Source organism: Halomonas sp. B23F22_3 (assembly GCF_043496965.1).
Classification (GTDB): Bacteria; Pseudomonadota; Gammaproteobacteria; order Pseudomonadales; family Halomonadaceae; genus Halomonas.
In genome coordinates, this window is the sequence record NZ_JBIEKG010000008.1 from 1 (window position 1) to 26,150 (window position 26,150).

Annotated in this window: 28 protein-coding genes and 4 tRNA genes; all 32 read left to right on the forward strand. The window is 63.9% G+C overall.

Translation table 11 applies throughout. From position 1 onward, the window contains the following. Nucleotides 1-516: 516 nt before the first annotated feature. On the forward strand, nucleotides 517-1,500 hold the full coding sequence (locus tag ACGTNG_RS17150; RefSeq protein ID WP_394797739.1) for a biotin--[acetyl-CoA-carboxylase] ligase: 984 nt from the start codon (nucleotides 517-519) through the stop codon (nucleotides 1,498-1,500). Further along, nucleotides 1,497-2,336 (forward strand): type III pantothenate kinase, encoded by an 840-nt coding sequence (locus tag ACGTNG_RS17155; protein WP_394797740.1) that lies wholly within the window; start codon nucleotides 1,497-1,499, stop codon nucleotides 2,334-2,336. The genes ACGTNG_RS17150 and ACGTNG_RS17155 overlap by 4 nt, the downstream gene beginning before the upstream one ends. 115 nt (nucleotides 2,337-2,451) lie before the next feature. Further along, a tRNA-Tyr gene (locus ACGTNG_RS17160) sits at nucleotides 2,452-2,535 on the forward strand. A 48-nt stretch (nucleotides 2,536-2,583) separates the two neighbouring features. Further along, nucleotides 2,584-2,657: transfer RNA gene (locus ACGTNG_RS17165), tRNA-Gly, on the forward strand. A 28-nt stretch (nucleotides 2,658-2,685) separates the two neighbouring features. Further along, nucleotides 2,686-2,760 (forward strand) — tRNA-Thr (locus ACGTNG_RS17170). Nucleotides 2,761-2,912: 152 nt separating this feature from the next. Further along, nucleotides 2,913-2,988: transfer RNA gene (locus tag ACGTNG_RS17175), tRNA-Trp, on the forward strand. A 72-nt stretch (nucleotides 2,989-3,060) separates the two neighbouring features. Then, nucleotides 3,061-3,429 (forward strand): preprotein translocase subunit SecE, encoded by a 369-nt coding sequence (secE, locus tag ACGTNG_RS17180; RefSeq protein WP_089848278.1) that lies wholly within the window; start codon nucleotides 3,061-3,063, stop codon nucleotides 3,427-3,429. 8 nt (nucleotides 3,430-3,437) lie between these two features. Continuing rightward, entirely contained in the window at nucleotides 3,438-3,971 is a 534-nt protein-coding gene (gene nusG / locus ACGTNG_RS17185; protein WP_394797741.1) for a transcription termination/antitermination protein NusG, read from the forward strand. Between the two features lie 93 nt (nucleotides 3,972-4,064). Beyond that, nucleotides 4,065-4,496, forward strand: coding sequence for a 50S ribosomal protein L11 (gene rplK / locus ACGTNG_RS17190; RefSeq protein WP_108447080.1), 432 nt, complete (start codon nucleotides 4,065-4,067; stop codon nucleotides 4,494-4,496). 2 nt (nucleotides 4,497-4,498) lie between these two features. Next, nucleotides 4,499-5,191, forward strand: a complete 693-nt coding sequence (gene rplA, locus ACGTNG_RS17195) for a 50S ribosomal protein L1 (RefSeq protein WP_394797742.1) — start codon at nucleotides 4,499-4,501, stop codon at nucleotides 5,189-5,191. Nucleotides 5,192-5,451: 260 nt separating this feature from the next. Further along, entirely contained in the window at nucleotides 5,452-5,955 is a 504-nt protein-coding gene (rplJ, locus tag ACGTNG_RS17200; protein WP_071943769.1) for a 50S ribosomal protein L10, read from the forward strand. A gap of 90 nt (nucleotides 5,956-6,045) precedes the next feature. Continuing rightward, entirely contained in the window at nucleotides 6,046-6,417 is a 372-nt protein-coding gene (gene rplL / locus ACGTNG_RS17205; RefSeq protein ID WP_394797743.1) for a 50S ribosomal protein L7/L12, read from the forward strand. Nucleotides 6,418-6,648: 231 nt separating this feature from the next. Further along, a complete protein-coding gene (gene rpoB, locus ACGTNG_RS17210) occupies nucleotides 6,649-10,728 on the forward strand; it encodes a DNA-directed RNA polymerase subunit beta (RefSeq protein ID WP_394797744.1) in 4,080 nt (1,359 codons plus the stop codon). Nucleotides 10,729-10,815: 87 nt separating this feature from the next. Then, a complete protein-coding gene (gene rpoC / locus ACGTNG_RS17215; RefSeq protein ID WP_394797745.1) occupies nucleotides 10,816-15,033 on the forward strand; it encodes a DNA-directed RNA polymerase subunit beta' in 4,218 nt (1,405 codons plus the stop codon). 150 nt (nucleotides 15,034-15,183) lie between these two features. Next, nucleotides 15,184-15,558, forward strand: a complete 375-nt coding sequence (rpsL, locus tag ACGTNG_RS17220; RefSeq protein ID WP_089848264.1) for a 30S ribosomal protein S12 — start codon at nucleotides 15,184-15,186, stop codon at nucleotides 15,556-15,558. Nucleotides 15,559-15,690: 132 nt separating this feature from the next. Further along, nucleotides 15,691-16,161, forward strand: a complete 471-nt coding sequence (gene rpsG / locus ACGTNG_RS17225; protein ID WP_089848262.1) for a 30S ribosomal protein S7 — start codon at nucleotides 15,691-15,693, stop codon at nucleotides 16,159-16,161. A 44-nt stretch (nucleotides 16,162-16,205) separates the two neighbouring features. Further along, the gene (fusA, locus tag ACGTNG_RS17230) at nucleotides 16,206-18,326 is read left to right on the forward strand and encodes an elongation factor G (RefSeq protein ID WP_394797746.1); all 2,121 of its coding nucleotides are present in this window, start codon (nucleotides 16,206-16,208) and stop codon (nucleotides 18,324-18,326) included. A gap of 29 nt (nucleotides 18,327-18,355) precedes the next feature. Then, nucleotides 18,356-19,549, forward strand: a complete 1,194-nt coding sequence (gene tuf, locus ACGTNG_RS17235; protein WP_394797747.1) for an elongation factor Tu — start codon at nucleotides 18,356-18,358, stop codon at nucleotides 19,547-19,549. A gap of 163 nt (nucleotides 19,550-19,712) precedes the next feature. Then, the gene (gene rpsJ, locus ACGTNG_RS17240; protein WP_089848256.1) at nucleotides 19,713-20,024 is read left to right on the forward strand and encodes a 30S ribosomal protein S10; all 312 of its coding nucleotides are present in this window, start codon (nucleotides 19,713-19,715) and stop codon (nucleotides 20,022-20,024) included. Nucleotides 20,025-20,180: 156 nt separating this feature from the next. Further along, the gene (gene rplC, locus ACGTNG_RS17245) at nucleotides 20,181-20,819 is read left to right on the forward strand and encodes a 50S ribosomal protein L3 (RefSeq protein WP_089848254.1); all 639 of its coding nucleotides are present in this window, start codon (nucleotides 20,181-20,183) and stop codon (nucleotides 20,817-20,819) included. Nucleotides 20,820-20,833: 14 nt separating this feature from the next. Beyond that, complete coding sequence (rplD, locus tag ACGTNG_RS17250; RefSeq protein WP_394797748.1) at nucleotides 20,834-21,442, forward strand: 50S ribosomal protein L4; 609 nt, start codon at nucleotides 20,834-20,836, stop codon at nucleotides 21,440-21,442. Beyond that, nucleotides 21,439-21,735, forward strand: a complete 297-nt coding sequence (gene rplW, locus ACGTNG_RS17255; RefSeq protein ID WP_040183135.1) for a 50S ribosomal protein L23 — start codon at nucleotides 21,439-21,441, stop codon at nucleotides 21,733-21,735. The genes rplD and rplW overlap by 4 nt, the downstream gene beginning before the upstream one ends. Before the next feature lie 17 nt (nucleotides 21,736-21,752). Continuing rightward, the gene (rplB, locus tag ACGTNG_RS17260) at nucleotides 21,753-22,583 is read left to right on the forward strand and encodes a 50S ribosomal protein L2 (protein ID WP_349759286.1); all 831 of its coding nucleotides are present in this window, start codon (nucleotides 21,753-21,755) and stop codon (nucleotides 22,581-22,583) included. A 33-nt stretch (nucleotides 22,584-22,616) separates the two neighbouring features. Beyond that, on the forward strand, nucleotides 22,617-22,892 hold the full coding sequence (gene rpsS, locus ACGTNG_RS17265; RefSeq protein ID WP_071943800.1) for a 30S ribosomal protein S19: 276 nt from the start codon (nucleotides 22,617-22,619) through the stop codon (nucleotides 22,890-22,892). 18 nt (nucleotides 22,893-22,910) lie between these two features. Further along, a complete protein-coding gene (gene rplV / locus ACGTNG_RS17270) occupies nucleotides 22,911-23,243 on the forward strand; it encodes a 50S ribosomal protein L22 (RefSeq protein WP_089848247.1) in 333 nt (110 codons plus the stop codon). Between the two features lie 11 nt (nucleotides 23,244-23,254). Then, the gene (rpsC, locus tag ACGTNG_RS17275) at nucleotides 23,255-23,953 is read left to right on the forward strand and encodes a 30S ribosomal protein S3 (RefSeq protein ID WP_089848246.1); all 699 of its coding nucleotides are present in this window, start codon (nucleotides 23,255-23,257) and stop codon (nucleotides 23,951-23,953) included. Between the two features lie 15 nt (nucleotides 23,954-23,968). Beyond that, nucleotides 23,969-24,382, forward strand: coding sequence for a 50S ribosomal protein L16 (rplP, locus tag ACGTNG_RS17280; RefSeq protein ID WP_021819610.1), 414 nt, complete (start codon nucleotides 23,969-23,971; stop codon nucleotides 24,380-24,382). Continuing rightward, entirely contained in the window at nucleotides 24,382-24,573 is a 192-nt protein-coding gene (gene rpmC, locus ACGTNG_RS17285; RefSeq protein WP_040183129.1) for a 50S ribosomal protein L29, read from the forward strand. Before rplP ends, rpmC begins: the two co-directional genes overlap by 1 nt. 1 nt (nucleotide 24,574) lies before the next feature. Beyond that, nucleotides 24,575-24,835 carry a 30S ribosomal protein S17 gene (rpsQ, locus tag ACGTNG_RS17290; protein WP_071943809.1) on the forward strand — a complete coding sequence of 87 codons (261 nt, stop codon included), beginning with the start codon at nucleotides 24,575-24,577 and terminating at the stop codon, nucleotides 24,833-24,835. Nucleotides 24,836-24,887: 52 nt separating this feature from the next. Beyond that, nucleotides 24,888-25,259, forward strand: coding sequence for a 50S ribosomal protein L14 (gene rplN, locus ACGTNG_RS17295; protein WP_071943813.1), 372 nt, complete (start codon nucleotides 24,888-24,890; stop codon nucleotides 25,257-25,259). A gap of 14 nt (nucleotides 25,260-25,273) precedes the next feature. Continuing rightward, nucleotides 25,274-25,588 carry a 50S ribosomal protein L24 gene (rplX, locus tag ACGTNG_RS17300; RefSeq protein ID WP_394797749.1) on the forward strand — a complete coding sequence of 105 codons (315 nt, stop codon included), beginning with the start codon at nucleotides 25,274-25,276 and terminating at the stop codon, nucleotides 25,586-25,588. A gap of 18 nt (nucleotides 25,589-25,606) precedes the next feature. Next, nucleotides 25,607-26,146 (forward strand): 50S ribosomal protein L5, encoded by a 540-nt coding sequence (gene rplE / locus ACGTNG_RS17305; protein WP_108447069.1) that lies wholly within the window; start codon nucleotides 25,607-25,609, stop codon nucleotides 26,144-26,146. Nucleotides 26,147-26,150 lie beyond the last annotated feature (4 nt).

Consider the following 26,150-nt stretch of genomic DNA (forward strand, 5'->3'; position numbering starts at 1 on the left):
AGTGTGGGGCCTCCCCATGCGAGAGTAGGTCATCGTCAGGCACCTATTCCGAGAAAACCCCGAGCTCAACGAGCTCGGGGTTTTTTCATGCGCGCTCGCTTGATGATCGAGCCGGCTCGCCCGGCCGTCTGATCTGGCGCCCCAACGAAAACGCCCCCGTCTCGATTGAGGCGGGGGCGTTTTGGTTTGGAGGGGGATGGGGAGTCTCGGGCCAGCTGCTGCCAGGTGGTGTGGGGCAGGGCGACTGGGACGGCCTCGTCACGGGGCGCTGGGAAGGAAGAGGGGAGGAGGGCGCCCCTTCATGGGGCATCGGCGCACGCATGGCTCCAGGGTGCTGTCGGGGGAGTAAGGAAGGGTGTCGCGTCGACGACCTGGCGTCTTGGACGGGTGAGAGCCTCCCTGGCGGCGATCACGAGGCGCTCTCACCGGTATGTCGAATGCGTGATCGTCGTGCCGTGATTTCCGGGGCCTGCCCCCATCCGCTAGAATGGCTCATTTCCCGTCTGGGGCATGAGCATGACCATCGGTGACCTGATCCGCCTGTTGAGCGACGGCGAGTTCCACTCTGGCGAGCAGCTGGGAGTGCAGCTCGGCGTCTCGCGGGCGGCGGTATGGAAACAGCTGCAGAAACTGGAGTCTCTGGGGATCCCCATGGAGGCGGTGAAGGGGCAGGGGTATCGCCTGACGGAGCGCCTGGAGCTGCTCGACGGGCGCACCGTGGTGGCTGGCCTCTCCCGGGAGGCGCGCCCGTATCTGACGCGGCTGTTCGTGGAAGAGACCCTGCCCTCCAGCAATGCCTACCTGCGCGAACGATTCGCCCAGGGCGCTGGGCATGGCGAGGTCTGTCTGGTCGAGCAGCAGAGCGAAGGACGCGGGCGTCGGGGACGCACCTGGGTGACGCCCTGGGGGCGTACCCTGATGCTCTCGATCGGCTGGCGGGTCGACGCCGGCGTGGCGGCCCTGGAGGGGCTGAGCCTGGCCCTCGGCGTGGTGCTGGCCCGGGTGCTCGAGCGTCACGGTGCCACGCCTCGGCTCAAGTGGCCCAACGACGTGCTGCTGAAGCAGGAGGGCGGGGATCTGGGCAAGCTCGCGGGCATCCTGGTCGAGATCAGCGGCGACGCCGCCGGGCCCTGCGAGGTGGTGGTCGGCATGGGCATCAACGTCGACCTGCCCCAGGCGTTTCGCGAGCGCATCGACCAGCCCGTGGCCGCGGTGCACGACCAGGCGCCGCAACTGTCGCGCAATGCCCTGGCCGCGGCACTGCTCGATGAGCTGCTGCCGCTGCTGGCGGGCTTCGAGCAGCAGGGCTTCGCCGCCTGGCAGGAGGAGTGGAACGCCCGGCACGCCTACGCCGGCTGTGAGGTGGAGGTCCTGCAGCGCGGCGAGCGTGAAGCGGCGATTGCCGGCGACGTGGATGCGGCCGGCAATCTCTGGGTGCGCCAGGGCGAGCGGCAGTGGCGGCTGGCTGGCGGTGAAATCAGCGTGCGGAGACGGGCATGATCCTGGACCTGGATATCGGCAATACCCTGTCGAAGTGGCGACTCAAGGATGGCGACAGCAGCGAGATCCGTTCGCGCGGGGCGGTCTGGACTCGCGAGGAGTGGCGTCCCGGCGCCGATATCCCGGACCTCGACGTGGTCGAGGCGGTGCGCATCTCCAGCGTGGCGCGCCGGGCGGTTCTGGAGGAGACGGTGGCGCTGCTGCGCCGCCGCGTTGGCACCGTCCACGTGGCGCGCTCCACCCACGAGGCCCTGGGCGTCGCCAACGGCTATGAGGAGCCCGGCAAGCTGGGGGTCGATCGCTGGATGGGGGCCCTGGCCGGCTATCAGTTGGCGGGCGGCTGCTGCGCGGTGGACTGTGGCAGCGCCATCACCGTCGACTTCGTGCTGCCCGGCGGGCGACACCTCGGCGGCTATATCCTGCCGGGGCTGCGCCTGATGAAGGAGAGCCTCAAGCTCGGGACCCGCAACGTGGCCATCGACCCGGACAGCGAGGCGGAAGAGCTGCTCGAGCCGGGCCGGCGCACGGTCGAGGCGGTCAATCACGGCATCTACATGGCCGCGGTCAGCGCGGTCAACCGCATCTACAGCGAGGTCTGTGACCAGCAGGACGTCGCGCTGCCGATGCTGTTGACCGGGGGCGACGCGCGGGTGGTGTCGCGCGGCATCCAGGTCCCCCATGCGGTGTGGCCGGACATGGTCTATGGCGGACTCGAGGCCAGCTTTCCGCTGACGGCGGCGGAGCGCGCCGGCCGGCTCTCCGGGGCGCCGCAGGTGCCTGCGCCGGTGGCGATGGAAAAGATCCGTGCGGCGCTTGCATTCTCGATGCTGCTTTGACAGAATGCGTCGCGTTCCGGGAAGACGGGTCGGCTCGTTCGGCACGAAGTATCAAGATCCTGATAAATCAGAGGCTTGACACCGGAAGCAAAGGCGGTAGAATACATCGCCAGTTGGAGGGGTTCCCGAGTGGCCAAAGGGAGCAGACTGTAAATCTGCCGCGAAAGCTTCGAAGGTTCGAATCCTTCCCCCTCCACCAAGTTTGGCCGCATGCGATGCGTCGGGTGCTGGCAGCAAGAGTGGGTAGGCGGGCATAGTTCAATGGTAGAACCTCAGCCTTCCAAGCTGATGATGCGGGTTCGATCCCCGCTGCCCGCTCCAGGTATCGAGTGTTGATGCCGCAAGTTGTGCTCATGTAGCTCAGGGGTAGAGCACACCCTTGGTAAGGGTGAGGTCGACGGTTCAAATCCGTCCATGAGCTCCATATTGAGAAGGCGAGCCGCGGCTCGCCTTTTCTTTTTCTCCCTCGGGGCAACAATGTGTCGGGGGAGGGGTTGCCAGGCGAAGTGCCTTTCGCTATCATGGCGCCCGCTGTCGTGCAGGCCGCCTGCAAAGGGCGGTCGCGGAAGCAGATACAGGCCAGTAGCTCAATTGGCAGAGCAGCGGTCTCCAAAACCGCAGGTTGGGGGTTCGATTCCCTCCTGGCCTGCCAGTCTTCCCCAGGCTGGCGATATCTCATATACTTTCATGTTTCGATTGCCGCGCCCTGAGGAGTCTCGTTTTCATGAAGCATAACGCCGAGGTGCAGGAGTCGCGCCACGACGGGCTCAAGTGGGCGGTTGTCGTCACTCTGCTGGTCCTTGCCGTGGTCGGCAATACCTATTTTGCCGATCAGGCACTTCTCTATCGTGTGCTCGGTGTCGTCGTGCTCAGCGTGGCGGCGGCACTGGTGGCGCTGACCACGACCAAGGGTCGTGATCTGCTCGAGCTCGCCAGGAGTGCGAAGAAGGAAATTCAGCGCGTCGTCTGGCCGACACGGCCCGAGACCATCCAGACCACCGCCATCGTGCTGGTGGCCGTGCTGGTGGTCGGGCTGATGCTCTGGCTGATCGATACCCTTCTTGGCTGGGCGATGTCCGGCGTCATCGGTTAGGAGTTTTCATGTCCAAGCGTTGGTATGTCGTCCACGCCTATTCCGGCTTCGAAAAGCATGTCATGCGCTCGCTCACCGAGCGCGTGAAGATGTATGGCATGGAAGATCGCTTCGGCGAGATTCTGGTGCCCACCGAAGAAGTCGTCGAGGTGCGTGACGGCAAGCGTCGCAAGAGCGAGCGCAAGTTCTATCCCGGCTACGTGCTGGTCGAGATGGAGATGGACGACGAGACCTGGCACCTGGTCAACGAGACCCCGCGCGTCATGGGGTTCATCGGCGGTACCAAGGAGAAGCCGGCACCCATCACCCAGCGTGAGGCCGATGCGATCCTCAGCCGGGTGAAGGATGGCACCGACAAGCCGCGGCCCAAGACGCTGTTCGAGCCGGGCCAGTCGGTTCGCGTCATCGACGGCCCCTTCGCCGACTTCAATGGCGTCGTCGAAGAGGTCAACTACGACAAGAGCCGCGTGCAGGTCAGCGTGCTGATCTTCGGTCGCTCCACGCCCGTCGAGCTGGAGTTTGCCCAAGTCGAGAAGGAATAACCTTCCGGCCGCATCGTTTTTCGTGGCGGCCACCCGAGGGTGGTCGTCTAACCCGGGGAGCCGCAAGGCGCTACTACCCAACTGGAGTCCATCATGGCCAAGAAAGTACAGGCTTACATCAAGCTGCAGGTGGCAGCTGGCAAGGCCAACCCGAGCCCCCCCGTGGGTCCGGCACTGGGTCAGCACGGTGTCAACATCATGGAGTTCTGCAAGGCGTTCAACGCCGCGACGCAGGACATCGAAGTCGGCCTGCCGACTCCCGTGGTCATCACCGTCTACTCCGACCGCAGCTTCACCTTCGTCACCAAGACCCCGCCCGCCGCGGTCCTGCTGAAGAAGGCCGCTGGCATCAAGTCCGGCTCCGGTGAGCCGAACAAGACCAAGGTCGGCACCGTGACCCGCGAGCAGCTCGAAGAGATCGCCAAGACCAAGGAGCCCGATCTGACGGCTGCCGATCTCGACGCCGCTGTGCGTACCATTGCCGGTAGTGCCCGCAGCATGGGCCTGAACGTGGAGGGTCTCTGATCATGGCTAAACTGTCCAAGCGCGCCCAGCAGATTCGCGAGAAGGTCGACGCCAACAAGGCCTACTCCCTCGACGACGCCGTGGCCCTGCTCTCCGAGCTCTCCACCGTCAAGTTCAAGGAGTCCCTGGACGTCGCCATCAACCTCGGCGTCGATCCGCGGAAATCCGACCAGGTCGTGCGTGGCGCCACCGTCATGCCCAACGGTACCGGCAAGGACGTGCGTGTCGCCGTCTTCACCCAGGGTGCCAATGCCGATGCCGCGAAAGAAGCCGGCGCCGACATCATCGGCATGGACGACCTGGCCGAGCAGGTCAAGAAGGGCCAGCTCGACTTCGACGTGGTCATCGCCTCGCCGGACGCCATGCGCGTCGTCGGCCAGCTGGGTCAGATCCTCGGTCCGCGCGGCCTGATGCCGAACCCGAAGGTCGGTACCGTGACGCCGGACGTCGCCACCGCGGTCAAGAACGCCAAGGCCGGCCAGGTGCGCTTCCGTACCGACAAGAACGGCATCATCCATACCACTCTGGGCAAGGTCGACTTCGACGCTGCTGCCATCCGGGGCAACCTGGAGGCGCTGGTCGCCGACCTGAAGCGGCTCAAGCCGAGCACGTCCAAGGGTATCTATTTCAAGAAGTTCACCCTGTCCACCACCATGGGCCCGGGTCTGACCATCGATCATTCCGCCCTGGTCTGACCGGGCGTCGATCGAGACGAATGCAGGAACTTTGCGGTCCCCGTGCCGGGCTATCCTCGCCGGCGGGGCACCGTCAAAGACCGCAGGTGCCGCTCCTCTCCGGAAGAGCGGCTTAATCTTCCCTCGGGAAGGCCTGCGCAGATGGTGTGGCCGCCAGATCTCTGGTGAGCACCATCACCCAGGACTCCCGACCTCCGGTCGGGAGAGATGGTAACCACCGGAATCCTCTCGCGAGGTTCCGGCACGAAGGAGTGATCACTGTGCCACTAGCACTCGAAGGCAAGAAGGCAATCGTTGCCGAGGTCAGTGAAGCGGCCAAGGATGCGCTCTCCGTCGTAGTTGCCGACTCTCGTGGCGTCGCGGTCAGCGCGATGACCGACCTGCGCAAGCAGGCCCGCGAGAATGGCGTGCAGATCCGTGTTGTCCGCAACACCCTGGCACGCCGCGCCCTGTCCGGAACTCCCTGGGAGATTCTGGACGAGACCTTCTCCGGTCCGACCATGCTGGCTTTCTCCTACGAGCACCCGGGCGCCGCTGCCCGTCTGTTCAAGGAGTTCGCCAAGGGTCAGAAGGAGTTTGAGGTCAAGGCGCTGGCCTACGAAGGTGAGCTGATCCCGGCAAGCGACATCGACCGTCTGGCAACCCTGCCGACCTACGATGAGGCGATCGCCAAGCTGATGTCCGTCATGAAGGAAGCTTCTGCCGGCAAGCTGGTCCGTACCCTCGCTGCGCTGCGCGACCAGAAGCAGGAAGAGGCCGCCTGAACGGCGAACTCTTGCGCTCAGCCTGAATCGAACATTGAATCCCCGAGCCATCGCGATGCCGAGGCTCCCGCAAAGTTAGGAATCTAGACAATGGCACTGACCAAAGAAGACATCATCAACGCCGTCGCCGACATGTCCGTGATGGAAGTGGCCGAGCTGATCGAGGCCATGGAAGAGAAGTTCGGTGTCTCCGCTGCCGCTGCCGTCGTGGCCGGCCCGGGTGGCGGTGAAGCCGCTGCCGAGGAAGAGCAGACCGAATTCGACCTGGTGCTGACCGGCGCCGGCGACAAGAAGGTCAACGTCATCAAGGCCGTCCGTGAGATCACTGGCCTGGGCCTGAAGGAAGCCAAGGGTGCCGTCGACGGCGCACCGGCGACCATCAAGGAAGCCATGTCCAAGGACGACGCCGAAGAGGCGAAGAAGAAGCTGGAAGAAGCCGGCGCGAGCGTGGAGCTCAAGTAACCCTTGTGCCCATGGCTTCACGCGCTGCGTAAGCTTCCACGGCTGGTGGCGGGTCACCCGCTGCCGGCCTTTTTCTGTTGTCACTAGACGGTCGCCCTCGGGCCACCGCTAGCCGAATTCCGACGGCGAGCCTCCTGGTGGAGGCTTGCCGTCAGCGCCTGACGGAGCCGTACCCGTCGGGTGACGCCGACACGCATCGGTCACCCATGGTGAACAAGCTGGGGAATACAGATGGCTTACTCATACACTGAGAAAAAACGCATCCGCAAGGATTTCGGCAAACTGCCCCAAGTGATGGATGTGCCTTACCTGCTGGCCATCCAGCTTGATTCCTACTACGAGTTTCTCCAGCAGGATCGCTCACCCGAAGAACGCATGGAGATCGGCCTGCACGCCGCCTTCAAGTCGGTCTTCCCGATCGCGAGCTTCTCCGGCAACGCGGCCCTCGAGTATGTCAGCTACCGTTTCGGCACCCCGGCCTTCGACGTCAAGGAGTGCCAGCTGCGTGGCGTCACCTATTCGGCCCCCCTGCGCGTCAAGGTTCGCCTGATCATCTACGACAAGGATTCGTCGAACAAGGCGATCAAGGACATCAAGGAGCAGGAAGTCTACATGGGGGAGATCCCCCTGATGACCGAGAACGGTACCTTCGTGATCAACGGTACCGAGCGGGTCATCGTCTCCCAGCTGCACCGCTCGCCCGGCGTGTTCTTCGACCATGACAAGGGCAAGAGCCACTCCTCCGGCAAGCTGCTCTACTCGGCCCGCGTGATTCCCTACCGCGGCTCCTGGCTCGACTTCGAGTTCGATCCCAAGGACAGCGTCTTCGTGCGCATCGACCGTCGCCGCAAGCTGCCGGCCACGGTGCTGCTGCACGCCCTGGGCATGAGCGCCGAGGACATCCTCGCCGAGTTCTTCGAGTTCAGCACCTTCCACATCGAGAAGTCCGGCTTCTCCGTGGAGCTGGTGCCGTCGCGCCTGCGCGGCGAGACCGCGACCTTCGACATCAAGGACGGCGACGGCAACGTCATCGTCGAGGAGGGTCGCCGAGTCACCCAGAAGCACATCCGCCAGCTGGAGAAGGCCGGTCTCGAGCGCCTCGACGTGCCGATGGACTACCTCTTCGGCAAGACCCTGGCCAAGGATCAGGTCGATCCCGCCACCGGCGAGCTGATCTGCTCCTGCAACAGCGAGATCACCCCGGAGCTGCTCGAGAAGCTCGGCCAGGCCGGCGTCACCACCCTCGAGACCCTCTACACCAACGATCTCGACTGTGGTCCCTTCATCTCCGACACCCTCAAGCTGGACACCACCGGGTCCCGCCTCGAGGCGCTGGTCGAGATCTACCGCATGATGCGCCCCGGCGAGCCGCCCACCAAGGAAGCCGCCGAGACGCTGTTCACCAACCTGTTCTTCAGCGAGGATCGCTACGACCTGTCGGGCGTGGGCCGCATGAAGTTCAACCGTCGCCTGCGTCGCGACAGCGACACCGGCTCCGGCGTCCTCGACCAGCGCGACATCCTCGACGTGCTGCGCGAGATGATCGCCATCCGTAACGGCTTCGGCGACGTCGACGACATCGACCACCTGGGCAACCGCCGCATCCGCTGCGTCGGCGAGATGGCCGAGAACCAGTTCCGCGTGGGCCTGGTGCGCGTCGAGCGCGCGGTCAAGGAGCGTCTCTCCATGGCCGAGAGCGAAGGCCTGATGCCCCAGGACCTGATCAACGCCAAGCCGGTCGCGGCGGCGGTGAAGGAGTTCTTCGGTTCCAGCCAGCTCTCCCAGTTCATGGACCAGAACAACCCGCTCTCCGAGGTCACCCACAAGCGCCGTGTCTCCGCGCTCGGGCCGGGCGGCCTGACCCGCGAGCGGGCCGGCTTCGAGGTGCGTGACGTTCACGCCACCCACTACGGCCGCCTGTGCCCGATCGAGACGCCGGAAGGCCCGAACATCGGCCTGATCAACTCGCTGGCCACCTACAGCCACACCAACAGCTACGGCTTCCTCGAGACGCCGTACCGCAAGGTCGTGGACAGCCAGGTGACCGACGACGTGGTGCACCTCTCGGCGATCGAGGAGGGCGACTTCGTCATCGCCCAGGCCTCCGCCACCGTGGACGAGGGCGGCAAGCTGGTCGACGACCTGGTGCAGGTCCGTCACCGCGGCGAGACCACCTTCATGCGTCCCGAGCAGGTGACGCTGATGGACGTGTCGCCGCGCCAGGTGGTCTCCGTGGCCGCGGCCCTGATCCCCTTCCTCGAGCACGATGACGCCAACCGCGCCCTGATGGGGGCGAACATGCAGCGTCAGGCGGTGCCGACCCTGCGTGCCGACAAGCCCCTGGTGGGCACCGGCATGGAGCGCTTCGTGGCCCGTGACTCCGGCGTCTGCGAAGTGGCACGGCGTGGCGGCGTGATCGACTCGGTCGATGCCAAGCGCATCGTGGTGCGCGTCAGCGAGGACGAGATCATCGGCGGCGAAGCCGGCGTCGATATCTACAACCTGACCAAGTACCTGCGTTCGAACCAGAACACCTGCCAGAACCAGCGTCCGATCGTGCGCCCCGGCGACCGGGTGAGCCGCGGCGACATCCTGGCCGACGGTCCCTCCGTGGACATGGGCGACCTGGCCCTGGGCCAGAACATGCGCATCGCCTTCATGCCGTGGAACGGCTACAACTTCGAGGACTCCATCCTGCTCTCCGAGCGGGCGGTCCAGGAAGACCGTTTCACCACCATCCACATCCAGGAACTGACCTGCGTCTCTCGCGACACCAAGCTGGGGCCGGAGGAGATTACCTCCGACATCCCCAACGTCGGCGAATCGGCACTGGGCAAGCTGGATGAGGCCGGCGTGGTCTACATCGGCGCCGAGGTCGGCGCGGGCGACATCCTGGTCGGCAAGGTCACGCCCAAGGGCGAGACCCAGCTGACGCCGGAAGAGAAGCTCCTGCGTGCGATCTTCGGCGAGAAGGCCTCCGACGTGAAGGACACCTCCCTGCGTGCCCCGACCGGCATGAAGGGCACCGTCATCGACGTCCAGGTCTTCACTCGCGACGGCGTGGAGAAGGACTCCCGGGCGCTCTCCATCGAGCAGATGCAGCTCGACGAGGTCCGCAAGGACCTGCAGGAGACCTACCGCATCGCCGAGGATGCCACCTTCGAGCGCCTGCAGCGCACCCTCGTCGGCCAGGCCGTCAACGGCGGGCCGAAGCTGAAGAAGGGCGACGTGCTCTCCGACAGCTACCTCGAGGAGCTGCCGCGTCAGCAGTGGTTCAAGCTGCGCATGCAGGACGAGACCCTCAACGAGCTGCTGGCCCAGGCCGACGAACAGCTCGAGAACCGTCGCAAGGAGATGGACGAGCGGTTCGAGGACAAGAAGCGCAAGCTCACCCAGGGCGACGACCTGGCGCCGGGCGTGCTCAAGATCGTCAAGGTCTACCTGGCGATCAAGCGCCGCCTGCAGCCGGGCGACAAGATGGCCGGCCGTCACGGTAACAAGGGTGTCATCTCGGCGATCATGCCGATCGAGGACATGCCCTTCGACGGCTACGGCGAGCCCATCGACGTGGTGCTGAACCCGCTGGGCGTGCCGTCGCGGATGAACGTCGGTCAGATCCTCGAGACCCACCTGGGCATGGCCGCCCGCGGCCTCGGGGTGAAGATCGAGCACATGCTGCGCGACGCCCGCGAGCAGCAGGTCGGCCAGATCCGCGAGTTCCTCGGCCAGGTCTACAACGCCAGCGAGGGCACCCGCGTCGAGAACCTCGACCTGCTCTCCGACGACGAGGTGATCGCCCTGGCGAAGAACCTCAAGGGCGGCGTGCCGATGGCCACGCCGGTGTTCGACGGCGCCCAGGAGGGCGAGATCAAGCACCTGCTGCGCCTCGCCGATCTGCCGGACTCCGGCCAGACGACCCTGTACGACGGGCGTACCGGCGACGCCTTCGACCGTCCGGTCACGGTGGGCTACATGTACATGCTGAAGCTCAACCACCTGGTGGATGACAAGATGCACGCGCGTTCCACCGGCTCCTACTCGCTGGTCACTCAGCAACCGCTGGGCGGCAAGGCGCAGTTCGGGGGCCAGCGCTTCGGGGAGATGGAGGTCTGGGCCCTGGAGGCCTACGGCGCGGCCTATACGCTCCAGGAGATGCTCACGGTCAAGTCCGACGACGTGGAGGGTCGCACCAAGATGTACAAGAGCATCGTGGACGGCGACCACACCATGCAGGCGGGCATGCCGGAATCCTTCAACGTGCTGGTGAAGGAAATCCGCTCGCTGGGTATCGATATCGAACTGGAAAGCTGAGGCTGCACCGCCTGCGCTTCACAGAATGACGGTCCGCGGGGGTGGCAACGCCCCCGCCCATGACAACTCCGCAACGGAGCCGACCCCATGAAAGATTTGGTGAAAGTCCTCAAATCGCAGTCGCAGTCCGAAGAGTTCGACGCGATCAAGATCACGCTGGCGTCGCCGGACATGATCCGCAGCTGGTCCTACGGCGAGGTCAAGAAGCCGGAGACCATCAACTACCGCACCTTCAAGCCGGAGCGAGATGGCCTGTTCTGCGCCAAGATCTTCGGCCCGGTGAAGGACTACGAGTGCCTGTGCGGCAAGTACAAGCGCATGAAGCACCGCGGGATCATCTGCGAGAAGTGCGGCGTCGAGGTGACCAAGGCCGCGGTTCGCCGCGAGCGCATGGGCCACATCGAGCTGGCGAGCCCCGTCGCGCACATCTGGTTCCTGAAGTCGCTGCCGTCGCGCATCGGCATGTTCCTCGACATGACCCTGCGCGACATCGAGCGCGTGCTCTACTTCGAGAGCTTCATGGTCATCGATCCGGGCATGACCACCCTCGAGCGCGGCCAGCTGCTCAACGACGAGCAGTACTTCGAGGCCCTCGAGGAGTTCGGTGACGACTTCGACGCCCGCATGGGCGCCGAGGCGGTCCAGGCACTGCTCAAGGACATCGATCTCGAGGAGGAGATCGGTCGCCTGCGCGAGGAGATCCCGCAGACCAACTCCGAGACCAAGATCAAGAAGCTCTCCAAGCGGCTCAAGCTGCTCGAGGCCTTCCAGGGCTCGGGCAACGACCCGGCCTGGATGGTCATGGAAGTGCTGCCGGTGCTGCCGCCGGACCTGCGTCCGCTGGTGCCGCTGGATGGCGGCCGCTTCGCGACCTCCGATCTCAACGATCTGTACCGTCGCGTGATCAACCGCAACAACCGCCTCAAGCGGCTGCTCGACCTCAATGCCCCGGACATCATCGTGCGCAACGAGAAGCGCATGCTGCAGGAGTCGGTCGACGCGCTGCTCGACAACGGCCGTCGCGGCCGGGCCATCACCGGGTCCAACAAGCGCCCGCTGAAGTCGCTCGCCGACATGATCAAGGGCAAGCAGGGCCGCTTCCGTCAGAACCTGCTGGGCAAGCGCGTGGACTACTCCGGCCGCTCGGTGATCACCGTCGGCCCGACCCTGCGCCTGCACCAGTGCGGCCTGCCGAAGAAGATGGCGCTGGAGCTGTTCAAGCCGTTCATCTACTCCAAGCTGCAGTCTCTCGGCTATGCCTCTACCATCAAGGCCGCCAAGAAGATGGTCGAGCGCGAGCTGCCGGAGGTGTGGGACATCCTCGCCGACGTCATCCGCGAGCACCCCGTGCTGCTCAACCGCGCCCCGACCCTGCACCGTCTCGGCATCCAGGCCTTCGAGCCGCTGCTGATCGAGGGCAAGGCGATCCAGCTGCACCCGCTGGTGTGTGCCGCCTACAACGCCGACTTCGACGGTGACCAGATGGCGGTGCACGTGCCGCTGACCCTGGAGGCCCAGCTCGAGGCCCGCGCGTTGATGATGGCCACCAACAACGTGCTGTCACCGGCCAACGGCGAGCCGATCATCGTGCCGTCCCAGGACGTGGTGCTGGGTCTGTACTACATGACCCGCGAGCGCATCAACGCCAACGGCGAGGGCATGGTGTTCTCTGGCCTCGACGAGGTGGAGCGCGCCTTCGGCACCCAGAACGTGTCGATGCACGCCCGCGTCAAGGTGCGCCTGGACGAGGTCGAGATCGACGAGGAGACCGGCGAGGAGCGCCATCAGCGTCGCATCTACGACACCACCGTCGGCCGTGCACTGCTGTTCCGCATCCTCCCCGACGGCGTGCCCTTCGAGCTGGTCGACCAGCCGATGAAGAAGAAGGCCATCTCCAAGCTGATCAACGAGGTGTATCGCCGCGCGGGCCTCAAGCCGGCGGTGATCTTCGCCGACCAGCTGATGTACACCGGCTTCCGCATGGCCACCTGGTCCGGCGCCTCCATCGGCGTCAACGACTTCGTCATCCCGGACGAGAAGGCCGAGATCGTCGAGGCGGCCGAGGACGAGGTGAAGGAGATCGAGGACCAGTTCTCCTCCGGTCTCGTCACCGCCGGCGAGAAGTACAACAAGGTCATCGACATCTGGGCCCGCGCCAACGACCAGGTCGCCAAGGCGATGATGACCGGCATCTCCAAGGAGACCGTGGTGGACCGCGAGGGCAAGGAGGTCGAGCAGGACTCCTTCAACAGCGTCTTCATCATGGCCGACTCCGGCGCCCGGGGTAGTGCCGCCCAGATCCGCCAGCTGGCGGGCATGCGTGGCCTGATGGCCAAGCCGGACGGCTCGATCATCGAGACGCCGATCGTCGCGAACTTCCGCGAGGGCCTGAACGTCCTGCAGTACTTCATCTCGACCCACGGCGCGCGTAAGGGCCTGGCGGATACGGCCCTCAAGACCGCCAACTCCGGTTACCTGACCCGTCGCCTGGTCGACGTGGCCCAGGACATGGTCATCACCGAGCCGGACTGCGGCACCGAGAACGGCCTGACCCTGCACCCGGTCATCGAGGGCGGCGACATCATCGTCTCCCTGGCCCAGCGTGTGCTCGGCCGCGTGGTCGCCCAGGACGTGGTCGATCCGGCCACCGACGAGGTGCTGATCCCGCGCGACACCCTGCTCGACGAGGCCTGGTGTGCCGAGCTCGACACCATGGGCGTCGACGAGATCGTGGTGCGCTCGACCATCACCTGCCAGACCGCCCACGGCGTCTGCTCGGCCTGTTACGGTCGCGACCTGGCGCGTGGTCATCAGGTGAACATCGGCGAATCCGTCGGCGTCATCGCCGCCCAGTCGATCGGCGAGCCGGGTACCCAGCTGACCATGCGGACCTTCCACATCGGCGGCGCGGCCTCACGGGCCTCCGCGGTGGACAGCGTCCAGGTCAAGCACGGCGGCAAGGTGCGCCTGCACAACATCAAGCACGTCGAGCGCGGCGACGGCAAGCTGGTGGTGGTCTCCCGCTCCAGCGCCCTGGCCGTTGCCGACGACCACGGCCGCGAGCGCGAGTACTACAAGCTGCCCTACGGCGCCGAGCTGGACGTCCGCGACGGCGACCAGGTCGAGGCCGGCCAGGCCGTGGCCAAGTGGGATCCGCACACCCACCCGATCATCGCCGAGGCCGAGGGCCAGGTGCAGTACGCCGACCTCGACGAAGGCGTGACCATGCACCGCAGCGTGGACGAGATGACCGGTCTCTCCTCGATCGAGGTGATCGAGTCGGCGGCACGCCCCATGGCGGGCCGCGACAAGCGCCCGCTGATCATGCTCACCGACGCGGCGGGCAAGGCGGTCACCGTCGCGGGCTCCGACACCCCGGTCCAGTACCCGCTGCCCGGCAAGGCGATCATCACCGCCGACAACGGCGCGCGGATCGGCGTCGGTGAGGTCGTGGCGCGGATCCCGGTCGAGGCGACCGGCAACAAGGACATCACCGGTGGTCTGCCGCGCGTCGCCGACCTGTTCGAGGCGCGCAAGCCGAAGGAGCCGGCGATCCTCGCCGAGATCAGCGGCGTGATCAGCTTCGGCAAGGAGACCAAGGGCAAGCGTCGCCTGACGATCACCCCGGAAGCGGGCGATCCGTTCGAGATGCTGATCCCGAAGTGGCGCCAGATCGCGGTCTTCGAGGGCGAGTCGGTGGAGAAGGGCGAGGTCATCTCCGACGGCCCGAGCAACCCGCACGACATCCTGCGCCTGCTGGGCATCGCCGAGCTGGCCAAGTACATCACCGCCGAGGTGCAGGACGTCTACCGCCTGCAGGGCGTGGGCATCAACGACAAGCACATCGAGGTGATCGTGCGTCAGATGCTGCGCAAGGTGGAGATCACCGACGCCGGCGACAGCGACTTCATCCCGGGCGATCAGGCCGAGCTGGTGCGCGTGCTCGAGCAGAACGCTCGCCTGGAGCAGGAAGAGAAGTTCCCGGCCAAGTACCAGCGGCTGCTGCTGGGTATCACCAAGGCGAGCCTCGCCACCGAGTCGTTCATCTCCGCGGCCTCCTTCCAGGAGACCACGCGGGTGCTGACCGAGGCGGCGGTGACCGGCAAGCGTGATTACCTGCGCGGCCTGAAGGAGAACGTGGTGGTGGGTCGTCTGATCCCGGCCGGTACCGGCCTCACCCACCACGCGGAGCGCCGCCGCAAGCGTGAAGACGCCGAGCGGCTGCTCCACCCGTCGGCCTACGACGTCGAGCAGGAGCTGGGCGCCCAGCTCACCGCGCTGGACTCGGACGACGACGAGATCTGACGTTCGCATCGCGGCCTGCGCCCTCCCGGGGGGCGCAGGCTTGACGACGTGCCGCGTCAGCCATTAGAATGCGCAGCCTTTAACAGTGGGGCGGGTGCGCCCGCACCCGCTGAGTAAGGCAAGGCAACCCATTGGAGTCAGCTACACACCATGGCAACGATCAATCAGCTCGTGCGCAAGCCGCGCAAGCGTCAGGCCGCCAAGAGCGACGTGCCTGCGCTGCAGGCCTGCCCGCAACGTCGCGGTGTCTGCACCCGCGTCTACACCACCACCCCGAAGAAGCCGAACTCCGCACTGCGTAAGGTGTGCCGTGTTCGCCTGACCAACGGCTACGAGGTCTCCTCGTACATCGGTGGTGAAGGTCACAACCTCCAGGAGCACTCCGTGGTCCTGATCCGCGGCGGCCGTGTAAAGGACCTTCCCGGTGTGCGCTATCACACCGTGCGTGGCGCCCTGGACACCTCCGGCGTGCAGAACCGTAAGCAGGGCCGTTCCAAGTACGGCACCAAGCGTCCGAAGGCCTGATCGGCCTTCGCACGCAGCAGTCACCCTATTTTGACCACGGTCTGATAAGAGTAAGGTCGAGCACGGTCTGTCGCATGGCGAACGATCGCGCGTCTCGGGTTTACCTGAAGGATCCTTTGATGAGGGCTTATCATGCCTAGAAGAAGAGTTGCGGCTAAGCGCGAGATCCTGCCGGATCCCAAGTTCGGAAGTGAGCGCCTGGCGAAGTTCATGAACCACCTGATGATCAGCGGCAAGAAGTCCGTAGCTGAGCGCATCGTCTACGGTGCGCTGGACAGGGTTGCCGAGCGTAGCAAGGAAGAGCCGCTGGAGATCTTCGACAAGGCGCTGGAAACCATCCAGCCCATGGTCGAGGTCAAGTCCCGCCGCGTCGGCGGTGCGACCTATCAGGTGCCCGTGGAAGTTCGCCCCTCGCGCCGTCAGGCACTGGCCATGCGCTGGCTGGTCGACGCGGCCCGTCGCCGTGGCGAGAAGACCATGGTGCAGCGCCTCGCTGGTGAGATGCTCGATGCCGCCGAAGGCAAGGGCTCGGCCGTCAAGAAGCGTGAAGACGTGCATCGCATGGCAGAAGCCAACAAGGCCTTCTCTCACTACCGCTTCTAAGTGCGTCGTCTTCGACGCACCGCCAACCAACGGGGAGTTCCAACGTGGCTCGCAAGACTCCGCTAAATCGCTACCGCAACATCGGCATCGTTGCGCACGTAGACGCCGGCAAGACCACCACCACCGAACGCGTCCTGTTCTACACCGGCCTCTCCCATAAGGTCGGCGAGGTCCATGAGGGCGCTGCCACCATGGACTGGATGGAGCAGGAGCAGGAGCGTGGTATCACCATCACCTCCGCGGCGACCACCTGCTTCTGGCAGGGCATGAACAAGCAGTTCGATGAGCACCGCATCAACATCATCGACACCCCGGGGCACGTCGACTTCACCATCGAAGTCGAGCGTTCCCTGCGTGTGCTCGACGGCGCCGTCGTGGTGCTGTGCGGCTCCTCGGGCGTTCAGCCGCAGACCGAGACCGTCTGGCGTCAGGCCAACAAGTACGAAGTCCCGCGCATGGTGTTCGTCAACAAGATGGACCGTACCGGCGCCGACTTCTTCATGGTGGTCGACCAGCTGAAGGAGCGTCTCGGTGCCAACACCGTGCCGATCCAGATCAACTGGGGCACCGAGGACGAGTTCAAGGGCGTCATCGACCTCATCCAGATGAAGGCCATCCTGTGGGATGAGAGCAACTTCGGGATGAACTACGACCTCGTCGATATTCCGGCCGAGCTCCAGGAGACCGCCGAGAAGTTCCGCGAGGAGATGGTCGAGTCGGCCGCCGAGGCCTCCGAAGAGCTGATGGACAAGTACCTCGAAGAGGGCGAGCTGTCCGTCGAGGAGATCAAGGCCGGCCTGCGTCGTCGTACCCTCGACAACGAGATCGTCCTGGTCACCTGCGGCTCCGCCTTCAAGAACAAGGGCGTGCAGGCCGTGCTGGATGGCGTCATCGAGTACATGCCGTCGCCCACCGAGGTCAAGGCCATCGAGGGTGAGCTGGACGACAAGGATGGCACCATCGCCACCCGCGAGGCGGACGACAAGGCACCGTTCTCCGCCCTGGCGTTCAAGATCGCCACCGACCCCTTCGTCGGCACCCTGACCTTCATCCGCGTCTACTCGGGCGTGCTGAAGTCGGGTGACAGCGTCTACAACTCCGTCAAGCAGAAGAAGGAGCGCGTCGGTCGTATCGTCCAGATGCACGCCAACTCCCGCGAGGAGATCAAGGAAGTGCTGGCCGGCGACATCGCCGCCTGCATCGGCCTGAAGGACGTCACCACCGGCGACACCCTGTGCGATCTGAACGACAAGATCGTGCTCGAGCGCATGGAGTTCCCGGATCCGGTCATCTCGGTGGCCGTCGAGCCGAAGTCCAAGCCCGACCAGGAAAAGATGGGTATCGCACTGGGCAAGCTGGCCCAGGAAGATCCCTCTTTCCAGGTGCGCACCGATGAGGAGACGGGTCAGACCATCATCTCCGGCATGGGTGAGCTTCACCTGGATATCCTCGTCGACCGCATGCGTCGCGAGTTCAAGGTCGATGCCAACATCGGCAAGCCGCAAGTAGCCTACCGCGAGACCATTCGCGGCAAGGTCGAGCAGGAAGGCAAGTTCGTCCGCCAGTCCGGTGGTCGCGGTCAGTTCGGTCACGTGTACCTGCGTATCGAGCCGCTCACCGCCGAGGACAAGGGCGAGGACGAGGACATGCACTTCAAGTTCGCCTCGGAGATCGTTGGCGGCGTGGTTCCGAAGGAATACGTGCCGGCCGTCGAGAAAGGGGCCTACGAGCAGCTGCAGAACGGTGTCATCGCGGGCTACCCGATGATTGACGTCAAGGTCACGCTGTTCGACGGTTCCTACCATGACGTGGACTCGAACGAGACCGCGTTCAAGGTGGCCTCTTCCATGGCCATCAAAGAAGGTGCCAAGAAGGCGAAGGCCGTGCTCCTCGAGCCGGTGATGAAGGTCGAGGTCGTGACCCCCGAGGACTTCATGGGTGACGTCATGGGCGACCTGAATCGCCGTCGCGGCCTCGTCCAGGGCATGGATGACACCGCCATGGGCAAGGTCATCCGCGCCACGGTACCTCTGGCTGAGATGTTCGGTTACGCGACCGATCTGCGCTCTCAGACCCAGGGCCGCGCAAGCTACGTCATGGAGTTTGCGAACTACGAAGAGGCGCCGTCCAGCGTCGTTGAAGCCGTCATCAACCAGAACGGTTAACCGTTAGCTAACGTAAAGAGGTTATAGCAGTGGCTAAGGAAAAATTTGAACGTTCCAAACCGCATATCAACGTCGGTACCATTGGTCACGTCGACCACGGCAAGACCACGCTGACTGCGGCCCTGACTCGCGTTTCTGCCGAGGTGTTCGGCGGTGACTGGAGCGAGTTCGACGCCATCGATAACGCCCCGGAAGAGCGTGAGCGCGGTATCACCATCGCCACCTCTCACGTGGAGTATCAGTCCGAGACGCGTCACTACGCGCACGTCGACTGCCCGGGTCACGCCGACTACGTCAAGAACATGATCACCGGTGCCGCCCAGATGGACGGTGCGATCCTGGTCTGTTCCGCTGCCGACGGCCCCATGCCGCAGACTCGCGAGCACATCCTGCTGTCTCGCCAGGTTGGCGTGCCGTACATCGTCGTGTTCCTGAACAAGGCCGACATGGTCGACGACGAGGAGCTCCTGGAGCTGGTCGAGATGGAAGTTCGTGAACTCCTCGACGAGTACGACTTCCCGGGCGACGACACCCCGATCATCACCGGTTCCGCCCTGATGGCCCTGGAAGGCAAGGACGACAACGGCATGGGTACCACCGCCGTTGCCAACCTGATCAAGGCCCTGGACGAGTACATTCCGGAGCCGGAGCGTGCCATCGACCAGCCGTTCCTGATGCCGATCGAGGACGTCTTCTCCATCTCTGGCCGCGGCACCGTGGTCACCGGTCGCGTCGAGCGCGGCGTGGTCAAGGCGGGTGAAGAAGTCGAGATCGTCGGTATCAAGGACACCGTCAAGACCGTCGTGACCGGCGTCGAGATGTTCCGCAAGCTGCTCGACGAAGGTCGTGCCGGTGAGAACGTCGGCGCCCTGCTGCGCGGCACCAAGCGTGACGACGTCGAGCGTGGCCAGGTCCTGGCCAAGCCGGGCACCATCACCCCGCACACCAAGTTCGAGGCCGAGGTGTACGTGCTGTCCAAGGACGAGGGTGGTCGTCACACTCCGTTCTTCAAGGGCTACCGTCCGCAGTTCTACTTCCGTACCACCGACATCACCGGTACCTGTGAACTGCCGGAAGGCGTCGAGATGGTCATGCCGGGCGACAACGTCAAGATGGTCGTCAGCCTGATCGCTCCGATCGCCATGGACGACGGCCTGCGCTTCGCCATCCGCGAAGGCGGTCGTACCGTCGGCGCCGGCGTCGTGGCCAAGATCGTCGAGTAAGCGCTTCGCCGCTTGATCGATCGAAGGGGGCTCCGCCAGGAGCCCCCTTTCTGCGCACCGGAAGTGAGTGTTTGACTCTCACTGTCGGCGTGCCTATAATGCGCATCCTTTGAATGCGTGGGTTGACGGCTCGCGCCGTCAGAATCCATTGGAGTTAGGGCAAATGCAGAACCAGAAGATTCGCATTAGGTTGAAGGCCTTCGACCATCGCCTGATCGACCAGTCCGCCGCGGAGATCGTAGATACCGCCAAGCGTACCGGCGCCCAGGTCCGTGGTCCGATTCCTCTGCCGACCAATCGCGAGCGTTACACCGTGCTGGTGTCTCCGCACGTCAACAAGGACGCGCGCGATCAGTACGAGATTCGTACCCACAAGCGGGTGCTCGATATCGTCGAGCCCACCGAAAAGACCGTTGATGCCCTGATGAAGCTCGACCTCGCCGCCGGCGTTGACGTGCAGATCAAGCTCGACTGATACCACACTAGACACTCGCGGCCCAGCGTTCGCCCTCTCCTCTGAAGGTGTTCAGCAGCCGCCGCGCCGGGATGGCGCCACACAACGTGCTAGTGGAATGCTCTGGAAAGGGCAGCCATAGCGGGTGATAGCCCCGTACACTATAGGAGACTGAGAATGACTATCGGTTTAGTCGGTAGGAAGGCCGGTATGACCCGCGTCTTCACCGAAGACGGTGCATCCGTGCCCGTAACCGTGATCGAGGTTGAGCCTAACCGTGTGACTCGCGTCAAGTCCGTCGAGTCCGATGGCTACGCCGCGGTTCAGGTGACAACCGGCTCCCGCAAGGCCAAGCATCTGTCGAAAGCCCAAGCCGGGCAGTTCGCCAAGGCAGGTGTCGAGGCCGGTCGTTCGCTGATGGAGTTCCGCCTGGCAGCAGGTGACGAGGCTCCGGAAGTGGGCGGCGAACTCACCGTATCCCTCTTCGAAGCTGGTCAGATGATTGACGTGACCGGCACCTCCAAGGGCAAGGGTTTCCAGGGCGCCGTCAAGCGCTGGAACTTCCGCACCCAGGACAACAGCCACGGTAACTCCCTGGCCCACCGCGCACCGGGTTCCATCGGCATGTGTCAGACGCCGGGCCGCGTGTTCAAGGGCAAGAAGATGGCCGGTCAGATGGGCAATGCCCGTTGCACCGTGCAGAGCCTGGAAGTGGTCCGTGTCGACGCCGAACGTAACCTGCTGCTGATCAAGGGCGCCGTGCCTGGCGCTACCGGCAGTGATGTCATCGTGCGCAGCGCCGTCAAAGCAGGCTGAAGGGGAACTTACCGATGAATCTGAATCTTGCAGGTGCAGGCGCCGGTGCTGTCGAAGTATCCGATGCCACCTTTGGCAAAGAATTCAATGAGGCCCTGGTGCACCAGGTCGTCACCGCCTATCTGGCCGGTGGTCGTCAGGGTACTCGCGCCCAGAAGAATCGTTCCGACGTGCGTGGCGGTGGCAAGAAGCCGTGGCGCCAGAAGGGCACCGGTCGTGCCCGTGCCGGCACCATCCGCTCGCCGATCTGGCGCAGCGGCGGTGTGACCTTTGCGGCGCGTCCCCAGGACCATTCCCAGAAGGTCAACCGCAAGATGTACCGTGCGGCCATGCGCTCGATTCTCTCCGAGCTGGTCCGTCAGGAACGTCTGGTGGCCGTCGATGCCTTCGCCGTCGAAGCGCCCAAGACCAAGCAGCTGGTCGCCAAGCTCGAGGAGCTGGGTCTGGAGAAGGTGCTGATCGTCACCGAAGAGGTCGACGAGAACCTGTACCTCGCCGCCCGCAACATCCCGAACGTGGATGTGGTGGACGTCGCCGCCGCTGATCCGGTGAGCCTGGTCGCCTTCGACAAGGTGCTGGTCACCGTCTCCGCTCTGCGTAAATTCGAGGAGAAGCTGGCATGAACCAGGAACGTGTATTCAAGGTTCTGCTCGGTCCGCACGTGACCGAGAAGGCCGCCATGGCCGCCGAGCGCAACCAGTACGTGTTCAAGGTGGCAAGCGACGCGACCAAGCCCGAGATCAAGGCTGCCGTTCAGGAGCTGTTCGGCAAGAAGGTCGACCGTGTTCAGGTGCTGAACATGAAGGGCAAGACCAAGCGCACCGCGCAGGGTCTGGGTCAGCGCAAGGGTTATCGCAAGGCGTACGTGACACTGGCCGCCGGCGAGACGCTTGAAGACTTCTCTGGCGCCGAATAAGGGCAGGAGTACGGATCATGGCAATCGTCAAGACTAAACCCACATCCGCCGGTCGTCGCCACGTCGTCAAGATCGTTGGTGAGGAACTGCACAAGGGCCGCGCGTACGCGCCGCTGCTCGAGAAGCAGTCCAAGTCCGGTGGCCGTAACAACTACGGTCGCATCACCACCCGCCACGTGGGCGGTGGTCATCGTCATCACTATCGGATCATCGATTTCAAGCGCACCAAGGATGGCATTCCGGCCGTCGTCGAGCGCCTGGAACATGACCCGAACCGTAGCGCCCACATCGCGCTGCTGAAGTACATGGACGGCGAGCGTCGCTACATCATCGCTCCGCGTGGCGTGAGCGCTGGCGACCGTCTCGAGTCCGGCGTCAACGCGCCCATCAAGAAGGGCAACGCGCTGCCGCTGCGCAACGTCCCGCTGGGTTCCACCGTGCACTGCATCGAGCTGAAGCCCGGCAAGGGCGCACAGATCGCTCGCAGCGCCGGTACCAGCGCCCAGCTGGTGGCTCGCGAAGGCAACTACGCCACCCTGCGTCTGCGCTCCGGCGAGATGCGCAAGGTGCTGGCCGAGTGCCGCGCGACCCTGGGCGAAGTGAGCAACTCCGAGCACAGCCTGCGTCAACTTGGCAAGGCCGGTGCGAAGCGCTGGAGAGGCGTGCGTCCGACCGTTCGCGGCGTGGCCATGAACCCGGTGGATCACCCGCACGGCGGCGGCGAAGGCCGCAGCAGCGGTGGTCGTCACCCGGTGTCTCCGTGGGGCATCCCCACCAAGGGCCACAAGACCCGCAAGAACAAGCGCACCGACAAGCTGATCATCCGTCGCCGCAAGGCCCGGAAATAAGATCCAACGCCAAGACATTAAGAGGTAACGGCTGTGCCACGTTCACTGAAGAAAGGTCCTTTTATTGACCTTCATCTGTTGAAGAAGGTTGAGACTGCAGTGGAGAAGGGCGATCGCAAACCGATCAAGACCTGGTCGCGTCGCTCCATGATCCTGCCCAACATGGTCGGGCTCACCATTGCTGTCCATAACGGTCGCCAACACGTCCCGGTGCACGTCTCCGAGGAAATGGTTGGCCACAAGCTGGGCGAATTCGCTGCTACCCGCCTTTATCGCGGCCATGCGGCGGACAAGAAAGCCAAACGGTAAGCCAGAGAGGATTGAGAGATGGAAGTCACAGCAAAGCTGCGTGGCGCTCGTTTATCCGCCCAGAAGGCCCGTTTGGTGGCTGACCAGGTGCGCGATAAACCGGTCGCCGAGGCGCTCGATCTGCTGACCTTCTCCCCGAAGAAGGCCGCGAAGCTGGTCAAGAAGGTGCTGCAGTCCGCCATCGCGAATGCGGAAGAAAACAACGGCATGGATATCGACGAGCTGCGTGTCTCGACCATCTGCGTCGATGAGGGCATGACGCTCAAGCGCATCCGTCCGCGCGCCAAGGGCCGTGCGGATCGCATTCTGAAGCGCACTTGCCACATCACCGTCAAGGTAGCCGAGAAGTAGGAGTCGACCAGATGGGTCAGAAAGTCAATCCAACAGGCATTCGCCTGGGTATCGTCAAAGACCATACCTCGGTGTGGTATGCCGAGCGCGGCGCTTATGCCGACAAGCTGAACAGCGATCTCGAAGTGCGTCGCTTCCTGGAAGAGCGTCTCAAGAACGCCTCCGTGAGCAAGATCACCATCGAGCGCCCGGCCAACAACGCCCGTATCACCATTCACACCGCCCGTCCGGGCATCGTGATTGGCAAGAAGGGTGAAGATGTCGACCGCCTGCGTCGCGACGTCACTCAGATGATGGGCGTGCCCGTGCACGTCAACATCGAGGAAGTCCGCAAGCCGGAACTCGACGCCCAGCTTGTCGCGCAGAACATCGCCGGCCAGCTCGAGCGCCGCGTGATGTTCCGTCGTGCCATGAAGCGTGCCGTTCAGAACGCCATGCGTCTGGGCGCCGGCGGCATCAAGGTGCAGCTCTCCGGTCGCCTCGGCGGCGCGGAAATCGCCCGCACCGAGTGGTACCGCGAAGGTCGCGTCCCGCTGCACACGCTGCGCGCGGACATCGACTACGCCACCTACGAAGCCAAGACCACCTACGGCATCATCGGTGTCAAGGTCTGGGTCTTCAAGGGTGAAATCCTCGGGGGCATCGAGGAGGTCCGTGCCAAGGCGAAGCAGCCGCAGGCCGCACCCTCCAAGAAGAAAGGTTCCAGGTAAGGGGAGAGCGAGTCGATGTTACAACCTAAGCGTATGAAGTTCCGCAAGATGCAGAAGGGCCGCAACCGTGGCCTGGCGCATCGCGGAAGCAAGGTGAGCTTCGGCGAGTATGGCCTCAAGGCCACTGGCCGGGGTCGTGTCACCGCCCGTCAGATCGAAGCCGGCCGTCGTGCCATCACGCGTCACGTCAAACGTGGCGGCAAGATCTGGATCCGTGTCTTCCCCGACAAGCCGATTTCCAAGAAGCCGCTGGAAGTCCGCATGGGTAAGGGTAAGGGCTCCGTCGAGTACTGGGTCGCACAGATCCAGCCGGGTCGGGTCCTGTACGAGATCGAAGGCGTTTCCGAGGAGCTGGCTCGCGAGGCATTCGCCCTGGCTGCCCAGAAGTTCCCGGTCTCCACCACCTTTGTGAAACGGACGGTGATGTGATGAAAGCCCAGGAAATTCGTGAAAAGTCAGCAGAGCAGCTCCAGGAGCAGCTTTTCGAACTCCTCCGCGAGCAGTTCAACCTGCGCATGCAGAAGGCCACCGGTCAGCTGAGCCAGACTCATCTGCTCAAGCAGGTTCGTCGGGATATCGCCCGCGTGAAGACTGTGCTCAACGAGAAGGCAGGTGACTGAGATGGTCGAAGAGAAGAAAGCCCGTACGCTCACCGGCAAGGTGGTGAGCGACAAGATGGACAAGTCCATCGTTGTCATGATCGAGCGTCGTGAGCGCCACCCGATCTACGGCAAATATGTTAAGCGCTCCACCAAGCTGCACGCCCACGACGAGTCGAACCAGGCCAAGGCCGGCGACACGGTCTCCATTCAGGAGTGCCGTCCGCTGTCGAAGAACAAGTCCTGGACCCTGATCGAAGTCGTCGAACAGGCCAAGGGTTGATCGGCTTACGCCGGTCGATCCCGTGCAGTCAGATTAGGTTTGGAGAAAACCGATGATTCAGACTCAGACAATGCTGGATGTCGCCGACAACAGCGGAGCGCGCCGGGTGCAGTGCATCAAGGTGCTGGGCGGTTCGCACCGCCGCTACGCGCGCGTCGGCGACGTCATCAAGGTCACGGTGAAGGAAGCCATTCCGCGTGGCAAGGTCAAGAAGGGCCAGGTCCTCAAAGCGGTGGTGGTTCGCACCCGTAGTGGCGTCCGTCGTAACGACGGTTCGCTGATCCGCTTCGATGGAAATGCGGCTGTGTTGTTGAACAACACCAACGATCAGCCGATCGGTACCCGTATCTTCGGGCCGGTGACGCGTGAGCTTCGCAACGAGAAGTTCATGAAGATCATTTCCTTGGCGCCTGAAGTGCTGTAAGGAGCGAGGCGGATATGCAAAAGATCAAACGTGACGATGAAGTCATCGTCATCGCCGGCAAGGACAAGGGCAAGCGTGGCACCGTGAAGCGGGTTCTCGAAAACCGTTTCGTGGTGTCCGGTGTGAACATGATCAAGCGTCACACCAAGCCCAACCCGATGGCGGGCAACCAGGGCGGTATCGTCGAGCGCGAGGCATCGATTCACGCGTCCAACGTGGCCATCTTCAACCAGGAGACCGGCAAGGCGGATCGCGTCGGCATCCAGGTTCAGGAAGACGGTACCAAGGTACGTATCTACAAGTCGACGCAGTCGCAGATCGACGCCTAACGCGAGTCGGATAGCAAAATGGCGAACTTGAAAGAACGTTATCAAAACGAGGTGGTGGCTAAACTCCAAGAGCAGTTCAGCTACGCCAACGTGATGCAGGTACCCCGGGTCACCAAGGTGACCCTGAACATGGGGATCGGCGAGGCGACCAGCGACAAGAAGCTGATCGACAACGCCATCGGCGACCTGGAGAAGCTCTCCGGTCAGAAGCCGCTGGTCACCAAGGCACGCAAGTCGATCGCGGGCTTCAAGGTCCGTGAGGGCTGGCCGATCGGGATCAAGGTGACCCTGCGCTCCGAGCGCATGTGGGACTTCCTCGATCGCCTGGTGAACATCGCGATTCCCCGCGTTCGTGACTTCCGTGGTCTCAACCCGAAGTCCTTCGACGGTCGTGGCAACTACTCCATGGGGGTGCGTGAGCAGATCATCTTCCCGGAGATCGAGTATGATAAGATCGATCGGATCCGTGGTCTGGATGTCACTATCACCACCACCGCCAAAACCGATGAAGAAGGTCGTGCGCTGCTCGGCGCGCTGAACTTCCCGTTCAAGAAATAAGGGT